Raw genomic sequence first — 22,921 nt, forward strand, 5'->3', positions numbered from 1 at the left:
AGGAGCACCCGTGACCGACCGCATGCCCAGCACGTTCAACTCGCCCCTCGCCGAGGTCGATCCCGAGATCGCCGAGGTCCTGCAGCAGGAGCTGAACCGCCAGCGCGACTTCCTCGAGATGATCGCGAGCGAGAACTTCGTGCCGGTCGCGGTGCTCGAGTCCGCCGGCAGCGTGCTGACCAACAAGTACGCAGAGGGCTACCCGGGCCGCCGCTACTACGGCGGCTGCGAGTACGTCGACGTCGCCGAGCAGCTCGCGATCGACCGCGCCAAGTCGCTCTTCGGCGCCGAGTTCGCCAACGTGCAGCCCCACTCGGGCGCCACCGCCAACGCCGCCGTCCTGCACGCGATCGCGCGCCCGGGCGACACGGTGCTCGGCCTCTCGCTCGACCACGGCGGCCACCTCACGCACGGCATGAAGATCAACTTCTCCGGCCGGCTCTACGACATCGTCGCCTACGGCGTCGACGCCGAGACGAGCCGCGTCGACATGGAGGAGGTGCGCCGCCTCGCCATCGAGCACAAGCCGAAGGTGATCGTCGCCGGCTGGTCGGCCTACCCGCGCCAGCTCGACTTCGCGGCCTTCCGCGCCATCGCCGACGAGGTCGGCGCGCTGCTGTGGGTCGACATGGCCCACTTCGCGGGCCTCGTCGCCGCCGGCGTGCACCCGAGCCCGGTGCCGCACGCGCACGTCGTCTCGTCCACGGTGCACAAGACCATCGGCGGCCCCCGTTCGGGCTTCATCCTGACGAACGACGCCGACATCGCGAAGAAGATCAACTCCGGCGTCTTCCCCGGCCAGCAGGGCGGCCCGCTCATGCACGCGATCGCGGCGAAGGCGACCGCCTTCAAGCTCGCGGCCTCCGCCGAGTTCAAGGAGCGCCAGGAGCGCACCCTGCGCGGCGCGCACATCCTCGCCGACCGCCTCATGCAGCAGGATGTGGCGGATGCGGGCATCACCGTGCGCTCGAACGGCACCGACGTGCACCTGGTGCTCGTCGACCTGCGCGACGCCGCGATCGACGGCAAGCAGGCCGAGGATCTCCTGCACGAGATCCGCATCACCGTGAACCGCAACGCCGTGCCCAACGACCCGCGGCCTCCGATGGTCACGTCGGGCCTCCGCATCGGCACGCCGGCGCTTGCCACCCGCGGCTTCGGCGACACCGAGTTCACCGAGGTCGCCGACGTGATCGCGCTCGCGCTGCAGCTCGGCGCCGATGCAGCCGAGGCCGACCTCGAGCCGCTGCGCGCCCGCGTCGCGAAGCTCGCCGACGCCTTCCCGCTCTACGCGGGCTTCGGCCCCTCGGGGCAGCCCGAGGCGGTGCACGAGCTCGGCTCGTCGGTCGACGGCAGCGGCTCCGCCCGATGACGGCGCGCCTGCTCGACGGCAACGCGACCGCGGCGGCCATCAAGCTCGAGCTCAAGGAGCGAGTGGATGCGCTCGGCGCCAAGGGCGTGCACCCGGGCCTCGGCACGCTGCTGGTGGGCGAGGACCCGGCGAGCCAGTCCTATGTGAAGGGCAAGCACCGCGACTGCGCCGAGGTGGGCATCGAGTCGATCCGCGTGGACCTGCCGGCGAACGCGTCGAGCGCCGACGTGCGGACGGCGATCGAGGACCTCAACTCGGCGCGAGAGGTGACCGGCTACATCATCCAGCTGCCGCTGCCGCCCGGGCACGACGAGCACGCGATGCTCGAGCTGATGGACCCCGACAAGGATGCCGATGGCCTGCACCCGACCAACCTCGGCCGGCTCGTGCTGGGCGTCGACGGCCCCATCGACTCGCCGCTGCCGTGCACCCCGGCGGGCATCGTGCAGATGCTGCGCCGCCACGACATCGCGATCGCCGGCGCCACCGTCGCGGTGGTCGGCCGCGGGCTGACGGTCGGCCGTCCGCTCGGGCTGCTCCTGACCCGCAAGGGCATCGACGCGACCGTGACGCTCTGCCACTCCCGCACGCCCGATCTGGCCGCGCAGGTGCGCGAGGCCGACATCGTGGTGGCAGCTGTGGGCGTGCCGGGGCTCATCACGGCCGACTGGGTGAAGCCCGGTGCCGCGGTGCTCGACGTCGGCATCACGCGCGGCCTCTCGGCCGAGACGGGCAAGGTGAAGCTGCTGGGCGACGTCGACCCCGGTGTGCGCGAGGTCGCTGGCTGGGTCTCGCCCGTGCCCGGCGGCGTGGGCCCGATGACGCGCGTCATGCTGCTCGACAACGTCGTGCAGATGGCAGAGAAGTCGGTGCGCTCGCGCTGACCCTTCGACACGCTCTGCGCCCTTCGGGCGCGGAGCGGCTCAGGGGACGGCTGGGAGCCGTTCGGGCGCAGAGCGGCTCAGGGAGCAGTAGCCCGCTGAGCCGGTGCGCGCCGAAGGCGCTCACCGTGTCGAAGCGCCGGGTCAGGCCGTGTAGGCGTCGCGGAGCGCCGGGTAGTAGTCGTCCCACTCCGGCATGGGCTGGCCTCCGATCGCGGCGACGAGGCGGTCGAGGTACCACTCCCAGCCCGCGGCGACGTCGGGCAGCATCGTCAGCGGCAGCTCGTGCTGCGTGAAGCGGATCAGCGTGCCGGAGCCGGGCTCGCGCCCGCCATCCACCAGCTCGACCTCGAGGCTCCAGCTGCCGGCCTCATCCGTCGTCTGCACGACCAGGTGCTCGGGGGCCGTGCAGTCGATGATCTCGACGGCGCTCGTCGCGTCGCCCTCCTCGGCGGTCATCGCCAGCACGACCTCGCCCGAGTCGGGGTCGCCGACGTAGGTGGCGAACCAGAGACCCAGCTCCCGCGACTCCGACAGGAACGGCCACACCGCGATCGCGTCGGCCGTCACTTGCCGCTCCAGGGTCAGCTCGCACATCTGCCCGTGCTCGGTCACGCTGCCCGTCCGTTCGATGCCCATGCGGTCTCCTCCCGGTGCAGCCGAGCCTACGCATCCGCACCCGTGCACCGCCAGGGTGGCGTCACCGGCCGGCGCTGCGCCGCGAGCTGGCGCCCTCAGCGCCTCCCGCTGCTGCCTCAGCGCCCGATCGCGTCGACGTAGAGGCGGATGCGCTTCGCGTAGGTCTCGGCGTTGCGGGCGATCGCGAGCACCTCGTCGTCGGTCGTCTCTCGCCGCACCTTGCCGGGCACGCCGGCGACGAGCGAGCGCTCGGGGATGACGGTGCCCTCGGTGACGAGCGCTCCGGCGGCGATGATCGAGCCCGAGCCGATGACGGCACCGTTCATGACGGTCGCGTGCATGCCGATGAGCACGTCGTCCTCGACGGTGCAGCCGTGCACGACGGCGTTGTGGCCGATCGAGACGCGCGCACCGATCGTCAGCGGCGAGCCGTGGTCGACGTGCAGCGAGCAGGAGTCCTGCACGTTGGAGTCGTCGCCGATCACGACGGCCTCCTCCTCGGCGCGCAGCGAGGCGCCCGGCCAGATCCCGACGCGCTCGCCGAGCGAGACGGCCCCGGCGATCACGACGCCCGGCATCACGAGCGCCGACTTGGGCAGGTGCGGCACCCGGTCGGGCAGCGGGATGATCGTGGCTCGCTCGTGGACGGTCATGGGGTCAGCGTACGCCGGGACTCCGCTGATGGCGCGGTCAGCGCGAGCGGATGCGCTGCACGCTGCAGCCCCCGCACGCGCGCCGCTGGAGAAGAACGGGATGCGCTTCTCAGAGAAAGGGGGTACAAGGAGAGCAGCGCTTCTCCCGGATCGCTCGAATGGAGGACATCGGTGTCGAACTCGTCTGCAGCTGCCGCACCGCCCGTGGACCCGTCGGCATCAGCAGACGACCTGCCTGCGAGCGGCAAGCGCGGGCGCCCACGCGAGCGCAAGCGCGCGAGCCCGATGCGGCGGCGCGAGGCGCTCGCCGGCTACCTGTTCATCTCGCCGTGGGTGCTGGGCTTCCTGATCTTCACGCTCGGCGCGATGATCTACAGCCTCGTCATCTCCTTCAGCTACTACCAGCTGGCGACCGACACCGCGCGGCCCGCGGGCTTCGCGAACTACGAGTCGCTGATCACCGACCCCAAGATTGCGACGGCGCTCGGCAACACGCTCTTCTACGCCGTACTGGCTGTGCCGCTCGAGATCGCGCTCGCGCTGGGGCTCGCGCTGCTGCTCAACAGCGTTCGGCGCGGCGCCGGCTTCTTCCGCACCATCTTCTACCTCCCGAAGATGACGCCGACGGTCGCCACCGCATCCGTCTTCCTGCTGCTGCTGAACGGCTCGACGGGTGCGATCAACCGCGGCCTCGCATCCATCGGCATCGACGGGCCCGACTGGCTGCTCGACCCGGACTGGGTGAAGCCGTCGATCGTGCTGATGACCATCTGGGGCGTCGCCGGCACGATGGTGATCTTCCTCGCCGCGCTGCAGAACGTGCCGAAGGAGCTCTACGAGGCGGCGTCGATCGACGGCGCCGGGCCGTGGGGCCGCTTCTGGCACGTGACGCTGCCGCTGATCTCTCCGGCGGTGCTCTTCAACGTGCTGGTGCTCACGATCGCGGCCTTCCAGATCTTCGATCAGGCCTTCCTGCTCTTCCATCGGACCACGGGGACCGGGTCGACGGATGCATCGCTGTTCTATGCGATCTACCTGTTCGAGCAGGCCTTCCGGCAGTTCAACTTCGGCTTCGCAGCCGCCATGGCGTGGCTGCTGTTCCTGATCATCCTCATCATCTCGATGATCCAGATGCGGGTCGGCAACCGATTCGTCTACTACGAGGGGGATGAGCGATGACCGCTTCGACCGACGTCAGCGCGAAGGCGGCCGCGGCTGCCCCGATGACCTCTGGCGACCTCGCGAAGGCGGCAGCCAAGCCCTCGCGCGATCGCGGGCCGCGGCTCTCGGCATGGGGCTGGGCCGGCCAGGTGGTGCGCTGGCTGCTGCTGCTGGGCTGCAGCGCGCTGTTCCTCTACCCGCTCGTGTGGCTGGTCTCCGCGAGCCTCAAGCCGCGTGGCGAGGTGTTCGACAACCGCCTGATCCCCGAGACCTGGGTGCCGCAGAACTACGTCGACGTCTTCAACGAGCTGCCGCTGCTCTCGTGGCTCGGCAACAGCGTGCTGATCGCCGTGCTGGCCGCAGGGTTCGTGACGATCGCGAGCGCCATGGTGGCGTTCGGCTTCGCTCGGTTCCGCTTCCCGGGCAGGAAGGTGCTCTTCGGTGTGCTGCTCGCGACGATGATGCTGCCGGGCGCGGTCACCCTCGTGCCGCAGTTCCTGATCTGGAACCAGCTGGGCTTCGTGGGCACGAACGTGCCGCTGTGGGGCGCCAACCTCTTCGGCTCGGCCTTCTACATCTTCCTGCTGCGGCAGTTCTTCCTCGGGCTGCCGAAGGAGCTGTTCGAGGCGGCGCGCGTCGACGGGCTGAGCGCGTGGGGGCAGTTCTGGCGCATCGCGTTCCCGCTGTCGCTCCCGTCGTTCGTCATCGTGTTCCTCTTCGAGTTCCAGGCGAGCTGGAACAACCTGCAGGGGGCGCTCATCTACCTGAACACCGGGTCGGCCGAGGGGTACACCGTGCCGCTCGGCATCGCCAGCGCGATGACGAAGTACGCACCGGAGTCCGGCGGGCACGGCGACTACCAGTACGTCATGGTCGCAGCGCTGATCGTGACGCTGCCGATGCTGATCCTCTTCGCCTTCGGGCAGCGCTCGTTCATCCACGGCATCGCCACCTCTGGCAAGACCGGCTGAGGCGGCACGCGAGAGCGGGGGAGGCCGAAGCCGCCCCCGCTCTCGTGTGCGTCAGGTGAGTGCCTGGCTCAGCCCTCGTTGACGTCGGCCGCCTGCTCGTACGCAGACATCGCCGCCTGCTGCGCCTCCGCGAGCGCGTCAGCCGGCGAGGACTCGCCGAGCAGGGCAGAGGTGACGGCGCTCTCGAGCTCGCCACGGATCTGCTGCCCAGCGGCCGAGCCGCCGAGCGAGGCGCCTTCTGCCGCGACGTCGTAGTAGACGTCGATGGCCTGCTCGAAGCCCTCGTAGCCGTCGGCCGCGGCATACTCGTCGCGGATCATCTCGTCGGCCGCGGGCGAGCCGGTGAACAGACCCGTGTTGATGCCGTTGCGACCCTCGTCCTCCTCGGTCGTCGCCGCGCGGGCGTCGGCAGCTGCGGTCCAGGCCTCCTCGCTGGTCAGCTCGAGCGCCCAGGCGCACGCGGCAGCCGGGTTCTGCGCGCCCGCCGGGATCACGAACGCCGATCCTCCGGTGGCGGAGAAGGGCTCGCCCTCGGTCGTCGTCATCGGGATGGCGCCGATCTCGACGTCGTCGGCGTAGGGCGTCAGCACGTTGAGGTACCACTGGTCGAAGACCGCGGCGCCGACGGTGTCGTTCGCATAGCTGTTGCCGTCGCCGAAGATGTCGATCGAGTCGACGAAGCCGCTCACCTCGGCGTAGCCGCCCTGCACCTCGTAGAGCTCCTGCAGGAACTCGACAGCCTCGACGTTCTCGGCGCGGTCGAGCGTCGGTGCGCCCTCCTCGTCGACGGTGCCGCCGCCGAACGCGAGCATCCACTGGTTGGCCTTCGGCACGCCCTGCGGGTCGAAGCCGACGCGCGTCACGCTGTTGCCCTCCATCACGGTCATCGCCTCCGCGGCGGCGATCATCGCCTCCTGGTCGCTCAGATCGAGATCCTCGGCGCTCACGCCGGCCTCTTCCATGACGCGCGCGTTCGTGAGGATGGCGGGCGGCTGGTAGAACTGCGGCACCGCCCAGATCTGATCCTGATAGGTGATGTCGCTCGTCACCTGCGGGTACCAGTGCGACTGCGGGTCGAGGTCGTTGGCCTCGAAGCACGCGTCGAGCGGCATGATGAGCCCCTGCGCGGCATAGGTCGGCACGAACTGGCGATCCATCTGCACGACGTCGGCCATGCCGCCCGAGACCGAGAGGGTGGTGAACTTCTGCGCGTCGAACGCGGTCTGGTCGAGCTCGACGGTGACGCCCTCGAGCGCTCCAGCCGCGTGATCGAGTCGAGCCTGCCCGACGTCATCGGTGTTCTCGAAGCCCCAGCCGCTCAGCGTGCCGGTCGGCTCAGCGCCGAAGTCGGCCTCCGCGGCAGGCGTGCCGCCTCCTCCGCAGCCGGTCAGCAGCAGTGCTGTCGCAGCCGCAGCGGCGCCAGCGGCGCCCAAGCGTGATCGCATGTCAACCCTCTCTCCTGCAGCGGTCACCATACGACCGCTCCTCTCGCGGACGGTACGCCCCTTTGTACCCCGCGGGTATCGGCCACTTCTCAGGTTCTCCTCCTCCGTCGACGAGCGCGGGCGGATGCGCGGCGTGCACGCGCAGGCGCAGACAGGTTAGGCTCGCCTTACTTCGGCACCGTGGTCCTCCACGATCGCCTGGCCCGACCGTGGAGCCCCCTCCTGCCTGACACCTCGACCGCACGACCGGATGCGAGCGCCGACGCGCTCGCTGCCGGCCGTCGCCGCACCGGTCGTCGCCGCAGCACCCGCACCCGCGTCCTCGCCGTCGTGGCGTCGCTCCTCCTGCTCGCGGCCTCGTCGGCGCTCAGCCTCTTCGTCGGCTCGGGCGACCTCTCTCCTCAGATCGTCCTGAACGCGCTCATGGGCGACGGGACCACCACCAACGACCTGCTGGTGCGCGACTACCGCGTGCCCCGCACGATCCTCGCCGTGCTCGCCGGGCTCGCGCTCGGCCTCGCGGGTGTCGTCATGCAGGCCCTCACGCGCAACCCGCTCGCCGACCCCGGCCTGCTCGGCGTCAACGCCGGCGCCTACTTCGCCGTCGTCGTCGGCACCGGCTTCTTCGGCGCAGGCATCGCATCCGGCCAGATCGTCTGGGGCGTGGTGGGCGCCGGCATCGCCGCAGCCGTCGTCTACCTGGTCGGCACGACCGGGCCGGCGGCGGGCACGCCCGTCAAGCTGGTGCTCGCGGGTGTCGCGATCGGGGCCGTCCTCTCTGGCTTCAGCCAGGCGATCACGTTCGCGAACCCCACGGTCTTCGACCGCGTGCGCTTCTGGTCGGCCGGCTCGCTGCAGGGCAGGCAGTTCGACAGCGTGCACGCCGTCTGGCTGCTCATCGTCGTCGCCGCAGTCGCCGTGCTGCTGCTCTCTCGCTCGCTCAACGCGCTCACGATGGGCGAGGAGGTCGCGAGAGCGCTCGGCACGAACATCCCGCTCGTGCGCGGCGTCGGCTTCGTGGCCATCACGCTGCTGTGCGGCGCCGCGACGGCGGCGGTCGGCCCGATCACGTTCGTCGGCCTCGTCGTGCCGTTCGTCGCGCGGTTCACGGTCGGCGTCGACCACCGCTGGATCATCGCCTTCAGCCTCGTGGCCGGTCCTGCGCTCGTGCTGCTGTCGGATGTCCTCGGTCGCGTGCTCGTGGGCAGCGAGCTGCCCGTCGGGGTCGTCACGGCGTTCGTGGGTGCGCCCGTGCTCATCGCGCTCGTGCGCCGCACGAGGATGCGGTCGCTGTGAGCGGCGCGAGCATGGCGCTGTGGCCCTCGCGCGTCCGGATGCTTCGCGGCCCCGCCGGGATCCGGCTGCTGCTCGACGGACGAGCGCTCGCGGTGTGCGCGGCGCTGCTCGTCGCGATCGCGGCGCTCTCGGCGCTCGCGCTCACCTTCGGCGACTCCGACCTCTCGGTGCCCCAGGTGCTCGCGGCGCTGCTCGGGCAGGGCGACGACAGCACCGTGCGCGTGGTGCGGGAGTGGCGGCTCTCGCGCGTGGTGCTCGCGATCGTCGGGGGGATGAGCCTGGCGATCTCCGGAGCGATCTTCCAGTCGATGACGCGCAACCCGCTCGGCAGCCCCGACATCATCGGCTTCTCGACCGGCGCCTACACGGGCGCGCTCGTGGTGACCCTCGTGCTCGGCGCGAGCGCCGCATCCGTGTCCGTCGGCGCCTTCATCGGTGGCCTCGCGACGGCGCTCGCGGTCTATGCGCTCGCCTTCAAGCGCGGAGTGCAGGGCTTCAGGCTCATCGTGGTCGGCATCGCGGTGAGCGCGGTGCTGAGCGCGGTCAACGCCTACCTGCTCGTGCGGGCGAGCCTCGAGCAGGCCGTGACGGCCGCCATCTGGGGCGCCGGCACGCTCAACGAGGCGCGCTGGCCGGAGGTGCTGCCGGTGATCGCGACGCTCGCAGTGCTGACGCCCGCGTGCATGCTGCTCTCGCGGCGGCTCACGGTGCTCGAGCTCGGCGACGACCATGCCCGCATGCTGGGTGTGCGGGCAGAGCCGACGCGCATCATGCTGCTCGTCGTGGGCGTCGGGCTCGTCTCGATCGTCACCGCGATCACCGGGCCCATCACCTTCGTCGCGCTCGCGGCACCGCAGATCGCCAAGCGGCTCGTGCGCGGCACGGGCCCTGCGCTCATGGCGTCGGCGCTCGTCGGCGCGCTGCTGCTGCTGGCGAGCGACGTGCTCGCGCAGCGCGTCATCGCGCCCTCGCAGTACCCCGTCGGCGTCATCACCGCGTGCCTCGGCGGCGCCTACCTCGTCTGGCTGCTCTCGCGCGGCATGAAGGAGCAGCGATGACTGTGCACCCCGCCGACGGCGGCTCCCGCCTCGAGGCCCGCGGCGCCTCGATCGGCTACGGCGACCGCCACGTGATCGACGGGCTCGACGTCGCGATCCCGGACGGCTCGTTCACGGTCATCATCGGCCCGAACGCGTGCGGCAAGTCGACGCTGCTGCGCTCGCTCGCCCGGCTGCTGCCGCCCACGCACGGGCAGATCGTGCTCGACGGCGACGACATCCGCTCGAAGCCCACGCGCGAGGTGGCCCGCACCATCGGCCTGTTGCCGCAGACCGCGATCGCACCCGAGGGCATCACGGTCGTCGACCTCGTGAGCCGCGGCCGGTACCCGCACCAGGGGCTGCTGCAGCAGTGGTCGGCGGAGGACGAGCAGGCCGTGCGCGCGGCACTGCAGGCGACGTCGACCGAGGATCTCGCGAAGCGTCGCGTCGACGAGCTCTCCGGCGGGCAGCGGCAGCGCGTCTGGATCGCGATGGTGCTCGCGCAGGAGACCCCGCTCGTGCTGCTCGACGAGCCCACCACCTTCCTCGACATCGCGCACCAGATCGAGCTGCTCGAGCTGTGCCGCCGACTGCACCACGAGGGGCGCACCCTCGTGGCCGTGCTGCACGACATCAACCAGGCCGCGCGCTATGCCACGCACCTGATCGCGATGCGCGACGGCGCGATCGTCGCCGAGGGCACGCCCGCCGAGGTCGTCACCGTCGAGCTCGTCGAGCGCGTGTTCGGCGTGCGCAGCCGCGTGCTCGATGACCCCGAGTCGCACACGCCCATGATCGTTCCCCTCGCCCACGGCGCCGTCTCGGCGATGCCGCAGGCCGCGGGCGACTGAACCCACCGAAAGGAAACCCATGACACTCCGCACTCGCCGCGCTCGCGCGGCCACCGCAGCGATCGCCGGCGCGCTGGCCATCGGCCTGCTCGCCGGCTGCTCGGCCTCCACGCCCGAGGTCTCCACAGAGCCCACCGGCAGCGAGGCGCCCGCGGGTGACGGCCCCCTCGCGACGGTCGACACGATGTTCGGCGCCGTCGAGGTGCCGCAGCCCGAGGACGGCGAGCTCACCGTCGTCGCGCTCGGCTGGTCGGATGCCGAGATGGCGCTCGCCCTCGGCGTCACGCCGGTCGCCGTCTTCGACTGGCAGGGCTTCGGCGCCGAGAGCAACGGCGTCGGACCTTGGGCGGCCGAGCTCTTCGGCGATGAGGAGCCGGTGCTCATCGAGCGCGGCGACGAGTCGCTCAACTACGAGCAGATCCTCGGCCTCGACCCCGACGTGATCCTCAACACCCGCTCAGGCAACGACGAGGCGGAGTTCACGAACCTCAGCGACATCGCCCCCACCATCTACGGACCCGAGGGCGCTGGTGCGTTCGCGACCGAGTGGACGGACCAGCTGACGCTCGTCGGCGAGGCGCTCGGCAAGGCCGACGAGGCGCAGGCGCTCATCGAGGAGGTCGAGGGCGAGATCACCGCGGCCGCCGAGGCCAACCCCGAGTTCGCGGGCCTGACCACGGCATCCGTCGCCAAGTTCGGCGACGCCTACGGCGCCTACCTCCCGGGCGACGGCCGCTTCGACCTGCTCGCAGAGCTCGGCTTCGAGAACAACCCGGCGATCGCCGACCTCGAGTCCTCCGGCTTCTTCGCCAATGCCTCTGCCGAGAGCGTCGCTGCCTTCGACGCCGATACGGCGGTCATCCTGCCCATCGGCTACACGCTCGAGGAGACCGAGCAGGATGCGCTGCTCTCGTCGCTGAGCGTCGTGCAGGACGGCCGGGCGGTCTTCATCGACCCCGCCTCCGACCTCGCCGGCGCATGGGGTGCGGCGAGCGCGCTCAGCATCCCGGTCGTGCTCGACGAGCTGGTGCCGCAGCTGGCGGAGGCCGCTGCGAAGCTCTGACCGCGACGTCTGCCATCTCGGCAGCGCCTCGAAGGGCGGGTGCGCCTCGGCGCCCCGCCCTTCGGCGTACCGTAGTGGCGGGCGAGCGCCCGGCCCCCGTAGCCCAATCGGCAGAGGCAGCGGACTTAAACTCCGCGCAGTCTGGGTTCGAACCCCAGCGGGGGCACGCGTCGCCCGGGCGGCCTCGGCCGCGAGGGGCTCAGAGCCCGACGAGCTCCTCGAGCGCGACCGGCGGGCGGCCGGTGAGCAGCTCGACGTCGCCGCTTACATGCTCGTTCTCGCCCGCAGCGATCGCCGTGTAGGTCGAGACCCAGGCCTCCACGCGCATCTCGCTCGCTCCCGTCGCCGCTCGCCAGCGACGGCCCTCCTCGACGGTCTCGTCGAGATAGCGGATGCGTCGGCCGGTCGCCGCGGTGAGGGTCGCGGCGATCTCGTGGAACGAGAGCGCTCGCGGCCCGGTCAGCTCGTAGGTGCGGCCGGCATGCGCTGCGGGATCCCGCAGGACGGCAGCTGCAGCTCGGGCGACATCGAGCTTGGCGACGGCCGCGACTCGGCCCTCTCCCGCGGGGCCCTGCACGGTGTCGTCCGCGCCCGGCAGCAGGGCGACGAGGTCGAGAGGGAAGGCGCTGCGCAGGATGGTCCAGGCCATGCCGCTCGCGCGGATCGCCTCCTCGGTCGCGAAGTGCGAGCGGCCGAAGGTGAAGGTCGAGGTCGCCGAGGCGCCCTGGGTCGACAGGTAGACGATGTGCTCGACGCCGGCGTCGACGGCGGCGGCGACGAAGCCGAGCTGCTGCTCGAGCCACTGGGGCTCCTCGTCGGCCGACACCATCAGCAGGGTGCGCACGCCGACGAGCGCAGCCCGCGCGAGCTCGTCGTCGCAGTAGGTGCAGGCCATGATCGCGGCGCGCGGCAGCTGCGGGGCCCTGGCCGAGTCGCGGGCGAGCAGCCGCAGCGCCGCACCGCCCCGTGCGAGCTCCTCTGCCGTCAGCCGCCCGACCGTGCCGGTCGCGCCGGTGATCGCGAGCTCGGGAAGCGCCGGCGCAGCGGCTGAGCGCGCGCCATCGGGCAGCGCTCCATCAGCCAGTGCGGGGGCCTCGGTCATGCGTGTCTCTCCTGGGTGGCTGGGGCCGGTCGACTCCCGAATGCTGGACTCTCGACGATACGACGCCGAAGCCGCTCGCCGTGCCGTGCGCGGGCTGCTTCAGGGAACCCTGCGTCAGCCCTCAGACCTCAGACCTCAGTAGGCTCGCGGCATGCGCGCACCCACCGGCCAGCAGTTCTCCCTCTCGGGCACCGTCGACGGCAAGCAGCTGCGCGCGACGATCACGGAGGTCGCTGCGGGGCTGCGCGAGCTCGTCTTCGATGGCGTCGACCTCGTCGAGCCGTTCCCGGAGGAGGCCCGCCCGGCCAAGGCGCAGGGCATCGTGCTGGCGCCGTGGGGCGGCCGCGTCGCCCGCGGCGACTGGCAGCTCGACGGCAAGCGCCAGCAGCTGGCCATCACCGAGCGCGACCTCGGCAACGCCAGCCACGGCCTGCTGCGCTTCGCGCCATACCGCGTGCTCGAGCACACCGACTCGAAGGTCGTGCTGCAGGCGACCATCCACGCGCAGACCGGCTTCCCGTTCCTGCTCGACACCTCCGTCACCTACGAGCTCACCGACGATGGCCTGCTCGTCACCCACGAGGCCGTCAACGTCGGGACGGAGCGGGCGCCGTGGTCGTGCGGCGCGCATCCGTATCTCTCCGTCGGCGACACACCGGCCGAGCGCCTCACGCTCACCGTGCCGGCAGCGCGCGTGTTCAACGCAGAAGGGCTCATCCCGACCGAGGAGACCCTGGTCGATGCGATGGATGCGACGGCGCCAGACCTGCGCGGCGGCCGTCGGCTGGCAGAGCTCGACATCGACCACAACTACTCCGGGCTCGAGCTCGAGGACGGCGTGGTCACCTCGTCGCTCATCGACGACACCGGCCGCGGGGCCGAGCTCTGGCAGGACTCCGCGTTCCCCTTCGCGGTCGTGTTCACGCCCCGCGACTTCCCGGCGGCCGTCGGCCCGAAGCACGTCGCCGCCGTCGAGCCGATGTCGGCGCCCGCGAATGCTCTCAACAGCGGCACCGGCCTCGTCTGGCTCGAGCCGGGGGAGCGCTGGGTCGGCCACTGGGGCATCGACCCGGTCGGCTTCTGAGGCGGATCCCCGCGCGCACCCATTGACGCCCCGCGCCGCATGGCATAGCGTCGCAAGGCTGTGCACCCCGCACGGCAGGCAGTCGAGAAGGTGGCGATCGTGAGCGTCAAGCGCGAACGACAGGCAGAGGTTCGGGATCACTCGAACCTCCCCACGCCATGCCCTCCGGCGCTCGCCGCGTAGCCCATCCGCTTCGCGTCCCGCACCGTCAGGGTTCGGGACGACGCCTCCTCGTGAGCGGCTGCCCGCACCCTGTGGCAGTCATCGCAACTCACAAGGAACAGGAACCATGGAGACCATCTCCAAGCGGCTCGTGTCGTGGGCGAGCATCATCGAGGACCACACCCTCGAGCAGGCTCGCACCGCGTCGCGGATGCCGTTCATCCACCCGCACCTGGCACTGATGCCCGACGCCCACCTCGGGCGCGGCGCGACGGTCGGGTCGGTCATCCCGACGCTCGGCGCCATCATGCCGGCCGCCGTCGGCGTCGACATCGGCTGCGGCATGATCGCCGTGCGCACCCAGCTGCAGCGCAGCGACCTCGAGGGTCGCGAGCTCGGCGAGCTGCGCCAGCAGATCGAGCGCAGCATCCCGCTCTCGGCGGGTCACGCCAACCGCAAGCTGCAGGCGACCGCCGAGCCGCGCATCGCCGAGCTCGAGCAGCTGGCGTCCGACGGCGACTTCGACCCCGCGTCCTACGCGAAGCAGTGGCGGCTGCAGCTGGGCTCGCTCGGCAGCGGCAACCACTTCATCGAGGTGTCGCTCGATGAGGCGGGAGCAGTGTGGATGTTCCTGCACTCCGGCTCGCGCGGGGTGGGCAACAGGATCGCCGGCCACCACATCAAGGTCGCCCAGCGCCTCGCGCAGCAGTGGTGGATCGACCTGCCCGACCCCGACCTGGCCTACCTCGTCGAGGGCACGGAGGAGTTCGACCGCTACATCACCGAGCTGCGCTGGGCGCAGCGGTTCGCGCTGCTCAACCGCGAGGAGATGATGGATCGCGTCGCGAACCAGCTCGGCCGCTTCGTCGGGGCCGAGATCCAGGAGCTCGAGCGCATCAACTGCCACCACAACTTCACCGAGTCGGAGCGCCACTTCGGCAAGCAGGTGTGGGTGTCGCGCAAGGGCGCCATCATGGCCGACGAGGGTCGGCCGGGGCTGATCCCGGGCTCGATGGGCACCGCGTCCTACGTGGTCGAGGGGCTCGGCAACCCGGTCTCGCTCAACTCGGCGCCGCACGGTGCCGGGCGCAGGCTCTCCCGCAGCGCCGCCCGTCGGGCCTTCTCCCGCGACGAGCTGCGCGCGGCGATGGTGGGCATCGAGTACCGCGACACCGACGCCTTCATCGACGAGATCCCGCAGGCCTACAAGCCGATCGACGAGGTGATGGCGGATGCGTCAGACCTGGTGCGCGTGCGGCACACGCTGCGTCAGATCGTCAACGTGAAGGGCGACTGACGGCTGACGCCTGACCTCGCACCTCTCCTGCGCCACCAGCGCGGAGGGGTGCGGGGTCAGCCGGTGTGCGAGGTGGCGATCAGCAGCACGACGACCGTGGCGATCGCGGCCGCGCCGAGCGCGACGCCGAGCATCGCGAGCACCGATCGCCAGGCGCGCCGCCCGTGGGCCGCGCGGATGCCGACGAAGCCGAGCGCGACCGCGCCGGCCGCGAAGGGCAGCGTGATGACGTCGCCGATCACCGGCACGAACGCGCAGGCGATCGCGATGATGCCGAGCACGAGCGACCACTCGCCGGCGCTGTCGCTCCAACGGTGGGGCGGCTCGGGTGCGCGCCCGGCGCTCACCCCGTCACCGGCGCTGGCTTCTCCGTCGTGGCCTCGGCTCGCACCAGCTCGCCGCGCGTGGCGCGGTAGGGGTCGAGCGCCTTCGTGTAGTCGACCTTGTCGGCCATCGCCCGCCTCGTCGATCGATCGGATGCTGCGCACCAGGATACGGCGGTCGGTCCTGCGCGCGGCTCATCCCCGTCGGAGACGCGGAGCGCGCTCGACTACGCGGGGTCGCCGGGCCGGAGCTCGCTGTCCTGCCCGGCCGCGCGCGCTCTGCGCCTCGCGTGCACGATGGCCTGGATCTCTGCGCAGAGGGCGAGCTCGGCGGGGTCGGGGTCTGCCGCGAGCGTTCCGGTCGGGTATCTCGCGAGGTCGTCGAGGAGCTCGCGAAGTCGCGTCGCCTGCTCTGAGCTGCCGGGGAGGGGATCGCCGACGGTCACAGCGCGCGTTCCCAGATGCCGTCGACGAGCATGACGACGATCGGGACATGCTGCTCATCTCGATGGGTGAGGCGGATGTAGGTGAGGCTCGGGACGTTCACGATGCGGGCCATCTGGATGTCGGACCGCTCGATCCAGGGCTGCAGCTGCGCGCGGTCGCGCACATGCACGTTGAGCTCGGCGAGGAGCTCGTCGATGGCGATGACGCTGTGGGCGTGGAGCGCAGGCTTCACGATGGGCACCTGCCGTGAGCGATGGGCGTCGCGGGCTGCGGATTCGGACATGTGTGGTCGTTTCGCTGTCCGCTGTCGGGAGCTTCGGCCTGCGATGCCTGGGGCGCGGGATGTGCGTGCATCGCGGAGCTCAGCCGGAACCCGTGTGGGGCTGAGGGTACGCGCTTCTCCGAGGTGCGCAAGGGGTCCATATGGCCGAGCCCGCTCTCATAGGCGCTGTTCACACCATTCGGAGCACCATCGTGGCGGCGGTCCCGCCGGGCGCTCGATACTGAGAGCATGACCACGAACTTCGACCGCGACGAGATCATCGCCCAGGTGACGGCCCGCCTGGCGGCCGCGCGCCCTGAGTGGGACGCCGCGGAGATCCAGCGGGTGGCGAGCGAGGAGCTCGACGCGATCTCCGACAGCCCGGTGACGGACTTCCTCACCGTGCTGACGGAGCGGGCGACGAAGAAGCGGCTCAAGCGGTCGTAGCGACGGCGTCGTGGTGGGCCCGGTGGGGCTCGAACCCACGACCAGCGGATTAAAAGTCCGACGCTCTACCGACTGAGCTACAGGCCCGTGCCTCCAGGGTAGTAGCGCGATCGGGCCGGGAGCGACGCCTGGCGCTCAGCGCTCGATCGCGTGGCCGGCCGAGGCGAGCGACTCGGTCGCGACGTCGATCGAGGTCACTGGCACGAGCAGCAGATCGGCCGTCGCCGTGCCGACGACGAACGCGCCGATGCCCGCCGCGGCGAGCGGCGCCAGCAGCGAGGCGGTCATGCCGGGCGCCTCGAGGCCGTGCGCGGTGCCGCCGGAGAAGAGCGCGACGAACCGCTCCGCGTCGCCCTCCCGAGCGCGTCGGACGAGCGTCACGCCATCAGGCGCCGCGACCCGCGCCATCACCTGGCCCGGGTCGGCCGCGCCCTCGTCACCCGTCTGCACGATGGCGAGCTCACCCGGCAGCACCGTGAGCCGCTGCGGCACGATGCGCACCTCGACCGAGATCGTCTCGTCCATGCGGCCAACCCTAGGCGCGGCCGCCGCTGTCTCGATCCGCGCCCATCCGCGCGTGGGAGACTTGCAACCCATGGCTGACGACTTCCACCGCCCCACCCGCTTCTCGAACGACTGGTTCGAGCGGGTGGAGGGCGACGTCGATCCGGTCGTGCGGCTCCAGCTCGCGAGCGAGACGGCGCAGGCGCTGCTCGCCCGCGTGCGCTCGGGTGCCGACCCGCAGGTCGTCGAGCGCATCCTGCAGGTCGCGCGCGAGGACGGCATCGACACCGTCGCAGAGCTCTGGTCGCACGCCCGCGCCCACTCGCTGCCCGGCACGCTCTGGCGGGTGCACCTGCTGCACGCGCTCGTGACGCAGCGCGCCGACGAGACCGCGCACCTCTACCAGGCGGGGGCGGATGCGCTGCACACGGCCGCGCCCGTCGTCGCGGGAGTGCCCGCCCCGGCGACGCCGGAGGAGCTGCGCTCGCTCTCGGAGACGATCCTGCGCGGCGTCTTCTCGGGCGACTTCGCGATGGCGCTCGAGCGCGCGGCGGCGTTCGCCACCGTGACCGCCGCGGGCGCCGTGCAGGTGGCGCACGCCGACGAGGCGACGAACCCGGAGCGCGCGAGCGACCGCACCCGCCTCGCAGCGCGCCTGACCGACATCGCCGCCGACCTCCTGATCAGCGCTCGCATGTGGCGGGCCGACTCGCTCGACTGAGCGGTCACCGAGGGCCGCCGAGCCGCCCACCGGCGCGCCCATTCCCGCGTTCGCGGTGAGCGCACCCGCCTGCGTGTCGGCTCGCGCCTCGGTACATTGGTGGGGCCGGGCCGCGTAACCCCGGGCTCCATTATTCGCCGCTGCGAGCGGCCTTCCGCCGAGAGGCGTTCGCGGCCCGGCACTCGCATGTCTAGGCCCCGCTTCGGCGCCGATCTCGCGCCTCCACCGAGGCCAGCGCAGCGGCCTCGACCGGCCCGCTGCCGTGTTCACCCGCTGTTCACCTGTGCGGGGCCTCGCCGCCACCCGGCTTCCCTAGCGTGATCTCCGGCGCGCTCGTTCGCGCCGAATCCAGGCCGCTGATGCGCCCTGCACCGAATCATTCCGAAGGGAACCATCCGTGAAGTTCACGAAGCTCGGCCGCGCTGCGGTCGTCGCTGCTGCAGGCGCACTCCTGCTCAGCTCCTGCGCTGCCAACGAGCCCGCCGCCACCGAGGCCCCTGCGGGCGAGACCGGTGGCGAGTCCACCGCTCCCGAGTCCACGCTCTCGGGCGACCTCGCCGGCGCCGGCGCCTCGTCGATGGGTGCTGCACAGGAGGCCTGGATCGCAGGCTTCCAGACGCAGAACGAAGACGTCAACATCACGTACGACCCCGCAGGCTCGGGCGCTGGCCGCGAGCAGTTCATCGCCGGCGGCGTCGCCTTCGCTGGCTCGGACGCCTACCTCGGCGACGACGAGCTCGAGGGCTCGTTCGGCGCCTGCGTCGCCGACACGCTGCCGGTCGACCTGCCGATCTACATCTCGCCGATCGCCATCATCTTCAACGTCGAGGGCGTCGACTCGCTCAACATGGACGCCGCGACGATCGCCCAGATCTTCTCGGGCGAGATCACCAACTGGAACGACCCGGCGATCGCCGACCAGAACCCGGACGCGACGCTGCCGGACGCCAACATCACCGCCGTGCACCGCTCGGACGACTCGGGCACCACCGAGAACTTCACCGAGTACCTCGCTGCGACGGCTGAGTCGGACTGGACCGAGGGCGTCTTCGAGACGTGGCCTGCCTCCTACGGCGGCGAGGGCGCACAGGGCACCTCGGGCGTCGTCGACGCGGTCACCAACGGCATGAACACGATCGGCTACGCCGACGCCTCGCGCGCCGGTGACCTCGGCACCGTCGCCCTGCAGGTCGGCGAGGAGTACGTGCCCTTCACGGCGGAGGCCGCAGCGGCCGCCGTCGACGCGTCGCCGCGCGTCGAGGGCCGTCACGAGGGTGACATCGCGGTCGACCTGGACCGCACGTCGACCGAGGCCGGCGTCTACCCGCTCGTCCTCATCTCCTACGCGATCGCCTGCACGGAGTACCAGGACGAGGCTCAGGCCGAGCTCGTCAAGGGCTACCTGAGCTACATCGCCTCGGCTGAGGGCCAGCAGGCCGGCGCCGAGAACGCGGGCAACGCGCCCATCTCCGACGAGCTGCGCGAGGAGATCCTCAGCGTCGTCGACTTGATCCAGTAATACTGGTTCGGAACCTCGCGCGCCGCTGACGGCGCGCACCGTCCGGCCGGGGCGTCTCATCGCCCCGGCCGGACCCATTCATCCGGTCCTCCGAGCTCGCAGGGAGCCTCATGACTACCGCTGCACCGGCTGCGCCAAAGTCCGCCGTCAGGAACAGGCCCGCCGACATCGTCTTCAAGGCGATCTCGACCACCGCGGGCGTGCTCATCCTGCTGGCGCTCGGTGGCGTCGCGATCTTCCTGGTCGCCCAGGCCGTTCCCGCGATCATCGGGCCGATCCCCGAGTCCGAGGGCTCGAGCTTCTGGACCTGGGTCTGGCCGCTGACGTTCGGCACGCTCTGGTCCGCGTTCCTCGCGATGGTGATGGCCGTGCCGCTCGCCGTCTCGATCGCGCTGTTCATCACACACTTCGCGCCCCGCAGGCTGGCCCAGTTCCTCGGGTACCTGGTCGACCTGCTCGCCGCCATCCCCTCGGTCATCTACGGGCTCTGGGGCATCACGGTGCTCGCACCGTTCCTGCTGCCCGGCTTCGCCTGGCTCGCGCAGAACCTCGGCTGGATCCCGCTGTTCTCCCCGCCCGCCTCCGGCACGGGCCGCACGATCCTCACCGCATCCATCGTGCTCGCCGTCATGGTGCTGCCGATCATCACGGCGCTCTGCCGCGAGATCTTCCTGCAGACGCCGCGCCTCAACGAGGAAGCCGCGCTCGCCCTCGGCGCCACCCGCTGGGAGATGATCACGATGGCCGTCCTCCCGCACGGCCGCTCGGGCATCATCGCCTCGTCGATCCTCGGCCTCGGTCGTGCGCTGGGCGAGACGATGGCCGTCGCGATGGTGCTCGCCTCCTCCGGCGCCGTCAGCTTCGTCCTGATCGGCTCGCAGAACCCCTCGACGATCGCTGCCAACATCGCGCTCCGCTTCCCGGAGGCGCACGGCATCACCGTCAACATGCTCATCGGATCGGGCCTCGTGCTGTTCGCGATCACGCTGCTCGTGAACGCCATCTCGCGCCTGATCATCGCCAAGACGACCGTCGACGGAGGTCGCTGAGCCATGACCACCACCATCGCTCCCACCCGCCAGGCCCAGAACCCGCTGACCGCGGGCCAGCTGCCCGCCTGGGCCCCCTGGGCACTGCTCGGCGTCTGCATCGCTGTCGGCGCCGCCGTCGCGGGCCTCATCGCCGGCGCATCCGGCTCCAGCTTCAGCATCGTCATCGTCGCGCTCCTGGGCTACGTGCTCTACCTGGTGGCCGTGACGGTCGTCAGCCAGCTCATCGAGGGCGGCCGCAAGGCCACCGACCGCTTCGTCACGGGGCTCGTGATCGGGGCCTTCCTGCTCGCGCTCGTGCCGCTGGTCTCCCTCATCATCACGGTCGTCGCCAACGGCCTGGCCCGCTTCGACATCGAGTTCTTCACGTACACGATGCGCAACGTGGTCGGCGAGGGCGGCGGCGTGCTGCACGCCATCGTCGGCACCGTGCTCGTGACCCTCTGGGCCGCGATCATCTCGGTGCCGGTCGGCATCTTCACCGCCATCTACCTGGTCGAGTACGGCAAGGGCGCGCTGGCGAAGGCGATCACGTTCTTCGTCGACGTGATGACCGGCATCCCGTCGATCGTCGCCGGCCTGTTCGCCTATGCCCTGTTCGCCCTGTTCGCGGGCGAGGGCGTGCGCAGCGGCTTCGGCGGCGCGGTCGCGCTCAGCCTCCTCATGATCCCCACCGTCGTGCGGTCGACGGAGGAGATGCTGAAGCTCGTCCCGAACGACCTGCGCGAGGCATCGCTCGCGCTCGGCGTGCCGAAGTGGCTGACGATCTGGAAGGTCGTGCTCCCCACGGCACTCGCCGGCATCGTCACCGGCGTCACGCTCGCCATCGCCCGTGTCATCGGAGAGACGGCGCCGCTGCTCATCATCGCCGGCTTCACGACGAACATGAACTACAACGTGTTCGACGGCCGCATGATGACGCTGCCGGTGTTCGCCTTCAACCAGTACATCAGCCCCGGAGTGCAGGAGCAGGCCTACTTCGACCGAGCCTGGTCGGCCGCTCTCGTGCTCATCCTCATCGTCATGATCCTCAACATCGGCGCGCGCGTCATCTCGCACTTCTTCGCGCCGAAGTCTGGAAGGTAACGCAGCATGTCCAAGCGCATCGAGATCAACGACCTCGACATCTACTACGGCGCCTTCAAGGCCGTCGAGGGGGTCTCCGTCGACATCGAGCCCCGCGCGGTCACCGCGTTCATCGGCCCCTCGGGCTGCGGCAAGTCCACAGTGCTCCGCTCCATCAACCGCATGCACGAGGTCATCTCGGGTGCATGGGTCGACGGCGAGGTGCTGCTCGACGGCGCCAACCTCTATGGCCAGGGCGTCGACCCCGTGAACGTGCGCCGCCAGATCGGCATGGTGTTCCAGCGCCCCAACCCGTTCCCGACCATGACGATCCGCGAGAACGTGCTGGCGGGCGTGCTGCTGAACAACCGCCGCATGTCGCGCAGCGACCAGGACGACCTGGTCGAGCGCTCGCTGCGGGGAGCCAACCTCTGGAACGAGGTCAAGGACCGCCTCGGCGTGCCCGGCTCGGGCCTCTCCGGCGGCCAGCAGCAGCGCCTCTGCATCGCGCGCGCCATCGCCGTCAGCCCCGACGTGCTGCTCATGGACGAGCCCTGCTCGGCCCTCGACCCGATCTCGACGCTCGCGATCGAGGACCTCATCGAGGAGCTGAAGACCGAGTACACGATCGTGATCGTGACCCACAACATGCAGCAGGCCAGCCGCGTGAGCGACAAGACGGCCTTCTTCAACATCGCCGGAACCGGCAAGCCGGGCAAGCTCATCGAGTTCGATGAGACGACGAAGATCTTCTCGAACCCGACCGTGCAGGCCACCGAGGACTACGTCTCGGGCCGCTTCGGCTGATCCGCGCTGGCGATCGTCCTGCTGAGCACCCTGCTCGCCGCCCCCGCGGCGCGTAGGGTGCTCGCATGATCGCACTGCAGGAGTTCCTCGAGCACGTCGGCCGCCGCGAGACGATCGTCGCCGGGTCACCGCACCACGCGCTCATGCACGACCTCGCGCAGGAGGCGCTGCGCATCACCGCTGCGCTGAACGGCGCCTACCGCAGCGCCGACGAGGTGCGCGAGCTGCTGGGCGAGCTCACCGGCCGGGCAGTGGATGCGTCGGTGACGGTGTTCCCGCCGTTCTACTCGGAGTTCGGCAAGAACCTGCACCTCGGCGTCGACGTCTTCATCAACATGGGCTGCCGCTTCCAGGACACCGGTGGCATCACGATCGGCGACGGCTCGCTCATCGGTCACGGCTCGACCCTCGCGACGCTCGACCACGGCGTCGATCCAGCGCACCGCGGCGACATGCAGCCCGCACCGATCGTGATCGGGCGCAAGGTGTGGCTGGGGGCCAGCGTGACGGTCGTGCCGGGGGTCACCATCGGTGACGGCGCGATCGTCGGCGCCGGTGCGGTCGTGACGAAGGACGTGCCTGCCGACACGATCGTGGCCGGGGTGCCGGCGCGGGTGATCCGCGAGACCGGCTTCCGCGCGTCGTAGGCGCTCGGCTCCTGCTGCCAGCCGTCCCGGATCGAGGACGGATGGGCGAAGCGTCACGCAGCAGAGGACGGATCGGTCGCTGCCACCCATCCGTCCTCTGCTGAGGACACCGG

25 protein-coding genes and 2 tRNA genes are annotated in these 22,921 nt (G+C 70.9%); 18 read left to right on the plus strand and 9 right to left on the minus strand.

Going from position 1 to position 22,921, the window contains the following annotated elements:
• The first annotated feature begins 22 nt into the window (after positions 1 to 22).
• The gene (gene glyA / locus BQ6202_RS01790) at positions 23 to 1,372 is read left to right on the plus strand and encodes a serine hydroxymethyltransferase (RefSeq protein ID WP_083586953.1); all 1,350 of its coding nucleotides are present in this window, start codon (positions 23 to 25) and stop codon (positions 1,370 to 1,372) included.
• Positions 1,369 to 2,256 (plus strand): bifunctional methylenetetrahydrofolate dehydrogenase/methenyltetrahydrofolate cyclohydrolase, encoded by an 888-nt coding sequence (locus BQ6202_RS01795; protein WP_072312679.1) that lies wholly within the window; start codon positions 1,369 to 1,371, stop codon positions 2,254 to 2,256. Before glyA ends, BQ6202_RS01795 begins: the two co-directional genes overlap by 4 nt.
• Positions 2,257 to 2,397: 141 nt before the next feature.
• Here the strand turns inward: BQ6202_RS01795 and BQ6202_RS01800 are convergent, their stop codons facing one another.
• Together BQ6202_RS01800 and BQ6202_RS01805 are read right to left on the minus strand one after the other, a co-directional pair.
• Positions 2,398 to 2,892, minus strand: a complete 495-nt coding sequence (locus BQ6202_RS01800) for an SRPBCC domain-containing protein (RefSeq protein WP_083586765.1) — start codon at positions 2,890 to 2,892, stop codon at positions 2,398 to 2,400.
• A gap of 116 nt (positions 2,893 to 3,008) precedes the next feature.
• Positions 3,009 to 3,545 carry a gamma carbonic anhydrase family protein gene (locus BQ6202_RS01805; RefSeq protein WP_072312678.1) on the minus strand — a complete coding sequence of 179 codons (537 nt, stop codon included), beginning with the start codon at positions 3,543 to 3,545 and terminating at the stop codon, positions 3,009 to 3,011.
• Positions 3,546 to 3,830: 285 nt separating this feature from the next.
• Between BQ6202_RS01805 and BQ6202_RS01810 the strand changes: the two genes are divergently transcribed.
• Both BQ6202_RS01810 and BQ6202_RS01815 read left to right on the plus strand, forming a co-directional pair.
• Positions 3,831 to 4,724, plus strand: a complete 894-nt coding sequence (locus tag BQ6202_RS01810) for a carbohydrate ABC transporter permease (RefSeq protein ID WP_083586951.1) — start codon at positions 3,831 to 3,833, stop codon at positions 4,722 to 4,724.
• On the plus strand, positions 4,721 to 5,677 hold the full coding sequence (locus BQ6202_RS01815) for a carbohydrate ABC transporter permease (RefSeq protein WP_072312677.1): 957 nt from the start codon (positions 4,721 to 4,723) through the stop codon (positions 5,675 to 5,677). The genes BQ6202_RS01810 and BQ6202_RS01815 overlap by 4 nt, the downstream gene beginning before the upstream one ends.
• 68 nt (positions 5,678 to 5,745) lie before the next feature.
• On the opposite strand, the gene BQ6202_RS01820 is transcribed toward BQ6202_RS01815, so the two are convergent.
• Entirely contained in the window at positions 5,746 to 7,122 is a 1,377-nt protein-coding gene (locus BQ6202_RS01820; RefSeq protein ID WP_072312676.1) for an extracellular solute-binding protein, read from the minus strand.
• A gap of 180 nt (positions 7,123 to 7,302) precedes the next feature.
• On the opposite strand from BQ6202_RS01820, the gene BQ6202_RS01825 reads away from it, so the two are divergent.
• From BQ6202_RS01825 to BQ6202_RS01845, 5 genes are all read left to right on the plus strand, one after another.
• The gene (locus BQ6202_RS01825) at positions 7,303 to 8,418 is read left to right on the plus strand and encodes an iron chelate uptake ABC transporter family permease subunit (RefSeq protein ID WP_234946075.1); all 1,116 of its coding nucleotides are present in this window, start codon (positions 7,303 to 7,305) and stop codon (positions 8,416 to 8,418) included.
• Positions 8,415 to 9,476 (plus strand): FecCD family ABC transporter permease, encoded by a 1,062-nt coding sequence (locus tag BQ6202_RS01830; protein WP_234946074.1) that lies wholly within the window; start codon positions 8,415 to 8,417, stop codon positions 9,474 to 9,476. Before BQ6202_RS01825 ends, BQ6202_RS01830 begins: the two co-directional genes overlap by 4 nt.
• Positions 9,473 to 10,309: an ABC transporter ATP-binding protein gene (locus tag BQ6202_RS01835; protein ID WP_072312675.1), complete on the plus strand. Its 837-nt coding sequence runs from the start codon at positions 9,473 to 9,475 to the stop codon at positions 10,307 to 10,309. Before BQ6202_RS01830 ends, BQ6202_RS01835 begins: the two co-directional genes overlap by 4 nt.
• Positions 10,310 to 10,328: 19 nt before the next feature.
• Entirely contained in the window at positions 10,329 to 11,372 is a 1,044-nt protein-coding gene (locus BQ6202_RS01840) for an iron-siderophore ABC transporter substrate-binding protein (protein WP_072312674.1), read from the plus strand.
• A 92-nt stretch (positions 11,373 to 11,464) separates the two neighbouring features.
• Positions 11,465 to 11,538, plus strand: a tRNA-Leu gene (locus BQ6202_RS01845).
• A gap of 33 nt (positions 11,539 to 11,571) precedes the next feature.
• On the opposite strand, the gene BQ6202_RS01850 is transcribed toward BQ6202_RS01845, so the two are convergent.
• The gene (locus BQ6202_RS01850) at positions 11,572 to 12,474 is read right to left on the minus strand and encodes an NAD(P)H-binding protein (protein WP_072312673.1); all 903 of its coding nucleotides are present in this window, start codon (positions 12,472 to 12,474) and stop codon (positions 11,572 to 11,574) included.
• A 151-nt stretch (positions 12,475 to 12,625) separates the two neighbouring features.
• Between BQ6202_RS01850 and BQ6202_RS01855 the strand changes: the two genes are divergently transcribed.
• Positions 12,626 to 13,558, plus strand: a complete 933-nt coding sequence (locus BQ6202_RS01855; protein WP_072312672.1) for an aldose 1-epimerase family protein — start codon at positions 12,626 to 12,628, stop codon at positions 13,556 to 13,558.
• A 289-nt stretch (positions 13,559 to 13,847) separates the two neighbouring features.
• Entirely contained in the window at positions 13,848 to 15,017 is a 1,170-nt protein-coding gene (locus BQ6202_RS01860; protein ID WP_072312671.1) for an RtcB family protein, read from the plus strand.
• A 56-nt stretch (positions 15,018 to 15,073) separates the two neighbouring features.
• Here the strand turns inward: BQ6202_RS01860 and BQ6202_RS01865 are convergent, their stop codons facing one another.
• The 3 genes from BQ6202_RS01865 to BQ6202_RS01875 form a co-directional block, all read right to left on the minus strand.
• The gene (locus BQ6202_RS01865) at positions 15,074 to 15,364 is read right to left on the minus strand and encodes a hypothetical protein (RefSeq protein ID WP_072312670.1); all 291 of its coding nucleotides are present in this window, start codon (positions 15,362 to 15,364) and stop codon (positions 15,074 to 15,076) included.
• Between the two features lie 203 nt (positions 15,365 to 15,567).
• Positions 15,568 to 15,786 carry a hypothetical protein gene (locus tag BQ6202_RS01870; protein ID WP_072312669.1) on the minus strand — a complete coding sequence of 73 codons (219 nt, stop codon included), beginning with the start codon at positions 15,784 to 15,786 and terminating at the stop codon, positions 15,568 to 15,570.
• Positions 15,783 to 16,070 (minus strand): hypothetical protein, encoded by a 288-nt coding sequence (locus BQ6202_RS01875; protein WP_143143599.1) that lies wholly within the window; start codon positions 16,068 to 16,070, stop codon positions 15,783 to 15,785. The genes BQ6202_RS01870 and BQ6202_RS01875 overlap by 4 nt, the downstream gene beginning before the upstream one ends.
• 228 nt (positions 16,071 to 16,298) lie before the next feature.
• Here BQ6202_RS01875 and BQ6202_RS01880 point away from each other — a divergent pair, with 228 nt between their 5' ends.
• Positions 16,299 to 16,496: a three-helix bundle dimerization domain-containing protein gene (locus BQ6202_RS01880; RefSeq protein ID WP_072312667.1), complete on the plus strand. Its 198-nt coding sequence runs from the start codon at positions 16,299 to 16,301 to the stop codon at positions 16,494 to 16,496.
• A gap of 11 nt (positions 16,497 to 16,507) precedes the next feature.
• Here BQ6202_RS01880 and BQ6202_RS01885 read toward each other — a convergent pair.
• A tRNA-Lys gene (locus BQ6202_RS01885) sits at positions 16,508 to 16,583 on the minus strand.
• A gap of 48 nt (positions 16,584 to 16,631) precedes the next feature.
• Positions 16,632 to 17,021, minus strand: coding sequence for an ACT domain-containing protein (locus BQ6202_RS01890; RefSeq protein WP_072312666.1), 390 nt, complete (start codon positions 17,019 to 17,021; stop codon positions 16,632 to 16,634).
• A gap of 70 nt (positions 17,022 to 17,091) precedes the next feature.
• Here BQ6202_RS01890 and BQ6202_RS01895 point away from each other — a divergent pair, with 70 nt between their 5' ends.
• The 6 genes from BQ6202_RS01895 to BQ6202_RS01920 all read left to right on the plus strand — a co-directional run bounded on the left by BQ6202_RS01895 (position 17,092) and on the right by BQ6202_RS01920 (position 22,808).
• Complete coding sequence (locus BQ6202_RS01895) at positions 17,092 to 17,721, plus strand: hypothetical protein (RefSeq protein WP_072312665.1); 630 nt, start codon at positions 17,092 to 17,094, stop codon at positions 17,719 to 17,721.
• Between the two features lie 397 nt (positions 17,722 to 18,118).
• Positions 18,119 to 19,240, plus strand: a complete 1,122-nt coding sequence (locus BQ6202_RS01900) for a phosphate ABC transporter substrate-binding protein PstS (RefSeq protein ID WP_072312664.1) — start codon at positions 18,119 to 18,121, stop codon at positions 19,238 to 19,240.
• Between the two features lie 110 nt (positions 19,241 to 19,350).
• Positions 19,351 to 20,289, plus strand: coding sequence for a phosphate ABC transporter permease subunit PstC (pstC, locus tag BQ6202_RS01905; protein WP_072312663.1), 939 nt, complete (start codon positions 19,351 to 19,353; stop codon positions 20,287 to 20,289).
• A 3-nt stretch (positions 20,290 to 20,292) separates the two neighbouring features.
• Positions 20,293 to 21,375, plus strand: a complete 1,083-nt coding sequence (pstA, locus tag BQ6202_RS01910) for a phosphate ABC transporter permease PstA (RefSeq protein ID WP_072312662.1) — start codon at positions 20,293 to 20,295, stop codon at positions 21,373 to 21,375.
• Between the two features lie 6 nt (positions 21,376 to 21,381).
• The gene (gene pstB, locus BQ6202_RS01915; RefSeq protein ID WP_072312661.1) at positions 21,382 to 22,161 is read left to right on the plus strand and encodes a phosphate ABC transporter ATP-binding protein PstB; all 780 of its coding nucleotides are present in this window, start codon (positions 21,382 to 21,384) and stop codon (positions 22,159 to 22,161) included.
• A 65-nt stretch (positions 22,162 to 22,226) separates the two neighbouring features.
• The gene (locus BQ6202_RS01920; RefSeq protein ID WP_143143598.1) at positions 22,227 to 22,808 is read left to right on the plus strand and encodes a DapH/DapD/GlmU-related protein; all 582 of its coding nucleotides are present in this window, start codon (positions 22,227 to 22,229) and stop codon (positions 22,806 to 22,808) included.
• Positions 22,809 to 22,921 lie beyond the last annotated feature (113 nt).

The sequence above is a fragment of the Agrococcus sp. Marseille-P2731 genome, from assembly GCF_900117395.1.
Taxonomy (GTDB): Bacteria; Actinomycetota; Actinomycetes; order Actinomycetales; family Microbacteriaceae; genus Agrococcus.

Coding starts and splice junctions, on each gene's coding strand:
- BQ6202_RS01860 (WP_072312671.1), top strand. CDS start 13,848: ATGGAGACCATCTCCAAGCGGCTCGTGTCGTGGGCGAGCATCATCGAG.
- BQ6202_RS01820 (WP_072312676.1), bottom strand. CDS start 7,122: ATGCGATCACGCTTGGGCGCCGCTGGCGCCGCTGCGGCTGCGACAGCA.
- BQ6202_RS01880 (WP_072312667.1), top strand. CDS start 16,299: ATGACCACGAACTTCGACCGCGACGAGATCATCGCCCAGGTGACGGCC.
- pstC (WP_072312663.1), top strand. CDS start 19,351: ATGACTACCGCTGCACCGGCTGCGCCAAAGTCCGCCGTCAGGAACAGG.
- BQ6202_RS01835 (WP_072312675.1), top strand. CDS start 9,473: ATGACTGTGCACCCCGCCGACGGCGGCTCCCGCCTCGAGGCCCGCGGC.
- BQ6202_RS01795 (WP_072312679.1), top strand. CDS start 1,369: ATGACGGCGCGCCTGCTCGACGGCAACGCGACCGCGGCGGCCATCAAG.
- BQ6202_RS01815 (WP_072312677.1), top strand. CDS start 4,721: ATGACCGCTTCGACCGACGTCAGCGCGAAGGCGGCCGCGGCTGCCCCG.
- pstA (WP_072312662.1), top strand. CDS start 20,293: ATGACCACCACCATCGCTCCCACCCGCCAGGCCCAGAACCCGCTGACC.
- BQ6202_RS01920 (WP_143143598.1), top strand. CDS start 22,227: ATGATCGCACTGCAGGAGTTCCTCGAGCACGTCGGCCGCCGCGAGACG.
- BQ6202_RS01855 (WP_072312672.1), top strand. CDS start 12,626: ATGCGCGCACCCACCGGCCAGCAGTTCTCCCTCTCGGGCACCGTCGAC.
- BQ6202_RS01805 (WP_072312678.1), bottom strand. CDS start 3,545: ATGACCGTCCACGAGCGAGCCACGATCATCCCGCTGCCCGACCGGGTG.
- BQ6202_RS01875 (WP_143143599.1), bottom strand. CDS start 16,070: ATGTCCGAATCCGCAGCCCGCGACGCCCATCGCTCACGGCAGGTGCCC.
- BQ6202_RS01890 (WP_072312666.1), bottom strand. CDS start 17,021: ATGGACGAGACGATCTCGGTCGAGGTGCGCATCGTGCCGCAGCGGCTC.
- BQ6202_RS01800 (WP_083586765.1), bottom strand. CDS start 2,892: ATGGGCATCGAACGGACGGGCAGCGTGACCGAGCACGGGCAGATGTGC.
- glyA (WP_083586953.1), top strand. CDS start 23: ATGCCCAGCACGTTCAACTCGCCCCTCGCCGAGGTCGATCCCGAGATC.
- BQ6202_RS01840 (WP_072312674.1), top strand. CDS start 10,329: ATGACACTCCGCACTCGCCGCGCTCGCGCGGCCACCGCAGCGATCGCC.
- pstB (WP_072312661.1), top strand. CDS start 21,382: ATGTCCAAGCGCATCGAGATCAACGACCTCGACATCTACTACGGCGCC.
- BQ6202_RS01810 (WP_083586951.1), top strand. CDS start 3,831: ATGCGGCGGCGCGAGGCGCTCGCCGGCTACCTGTTCATCTCGCCGTGG.
- BQ6202_RS01850 (WP_072312673.1), bottom strand. CDS start 12,474: ATGACCGAGGCCCCCGCACTGGCTGATGGAGCGCTGCCCGATGGCGCG.
- BQ6202_RS01895 (WP_072312665.1), top strand. CDS start 17,092: ATGGCTGACGACTTCCACCGCCCCACCCGCTTCTCGAACGACTGGTTC.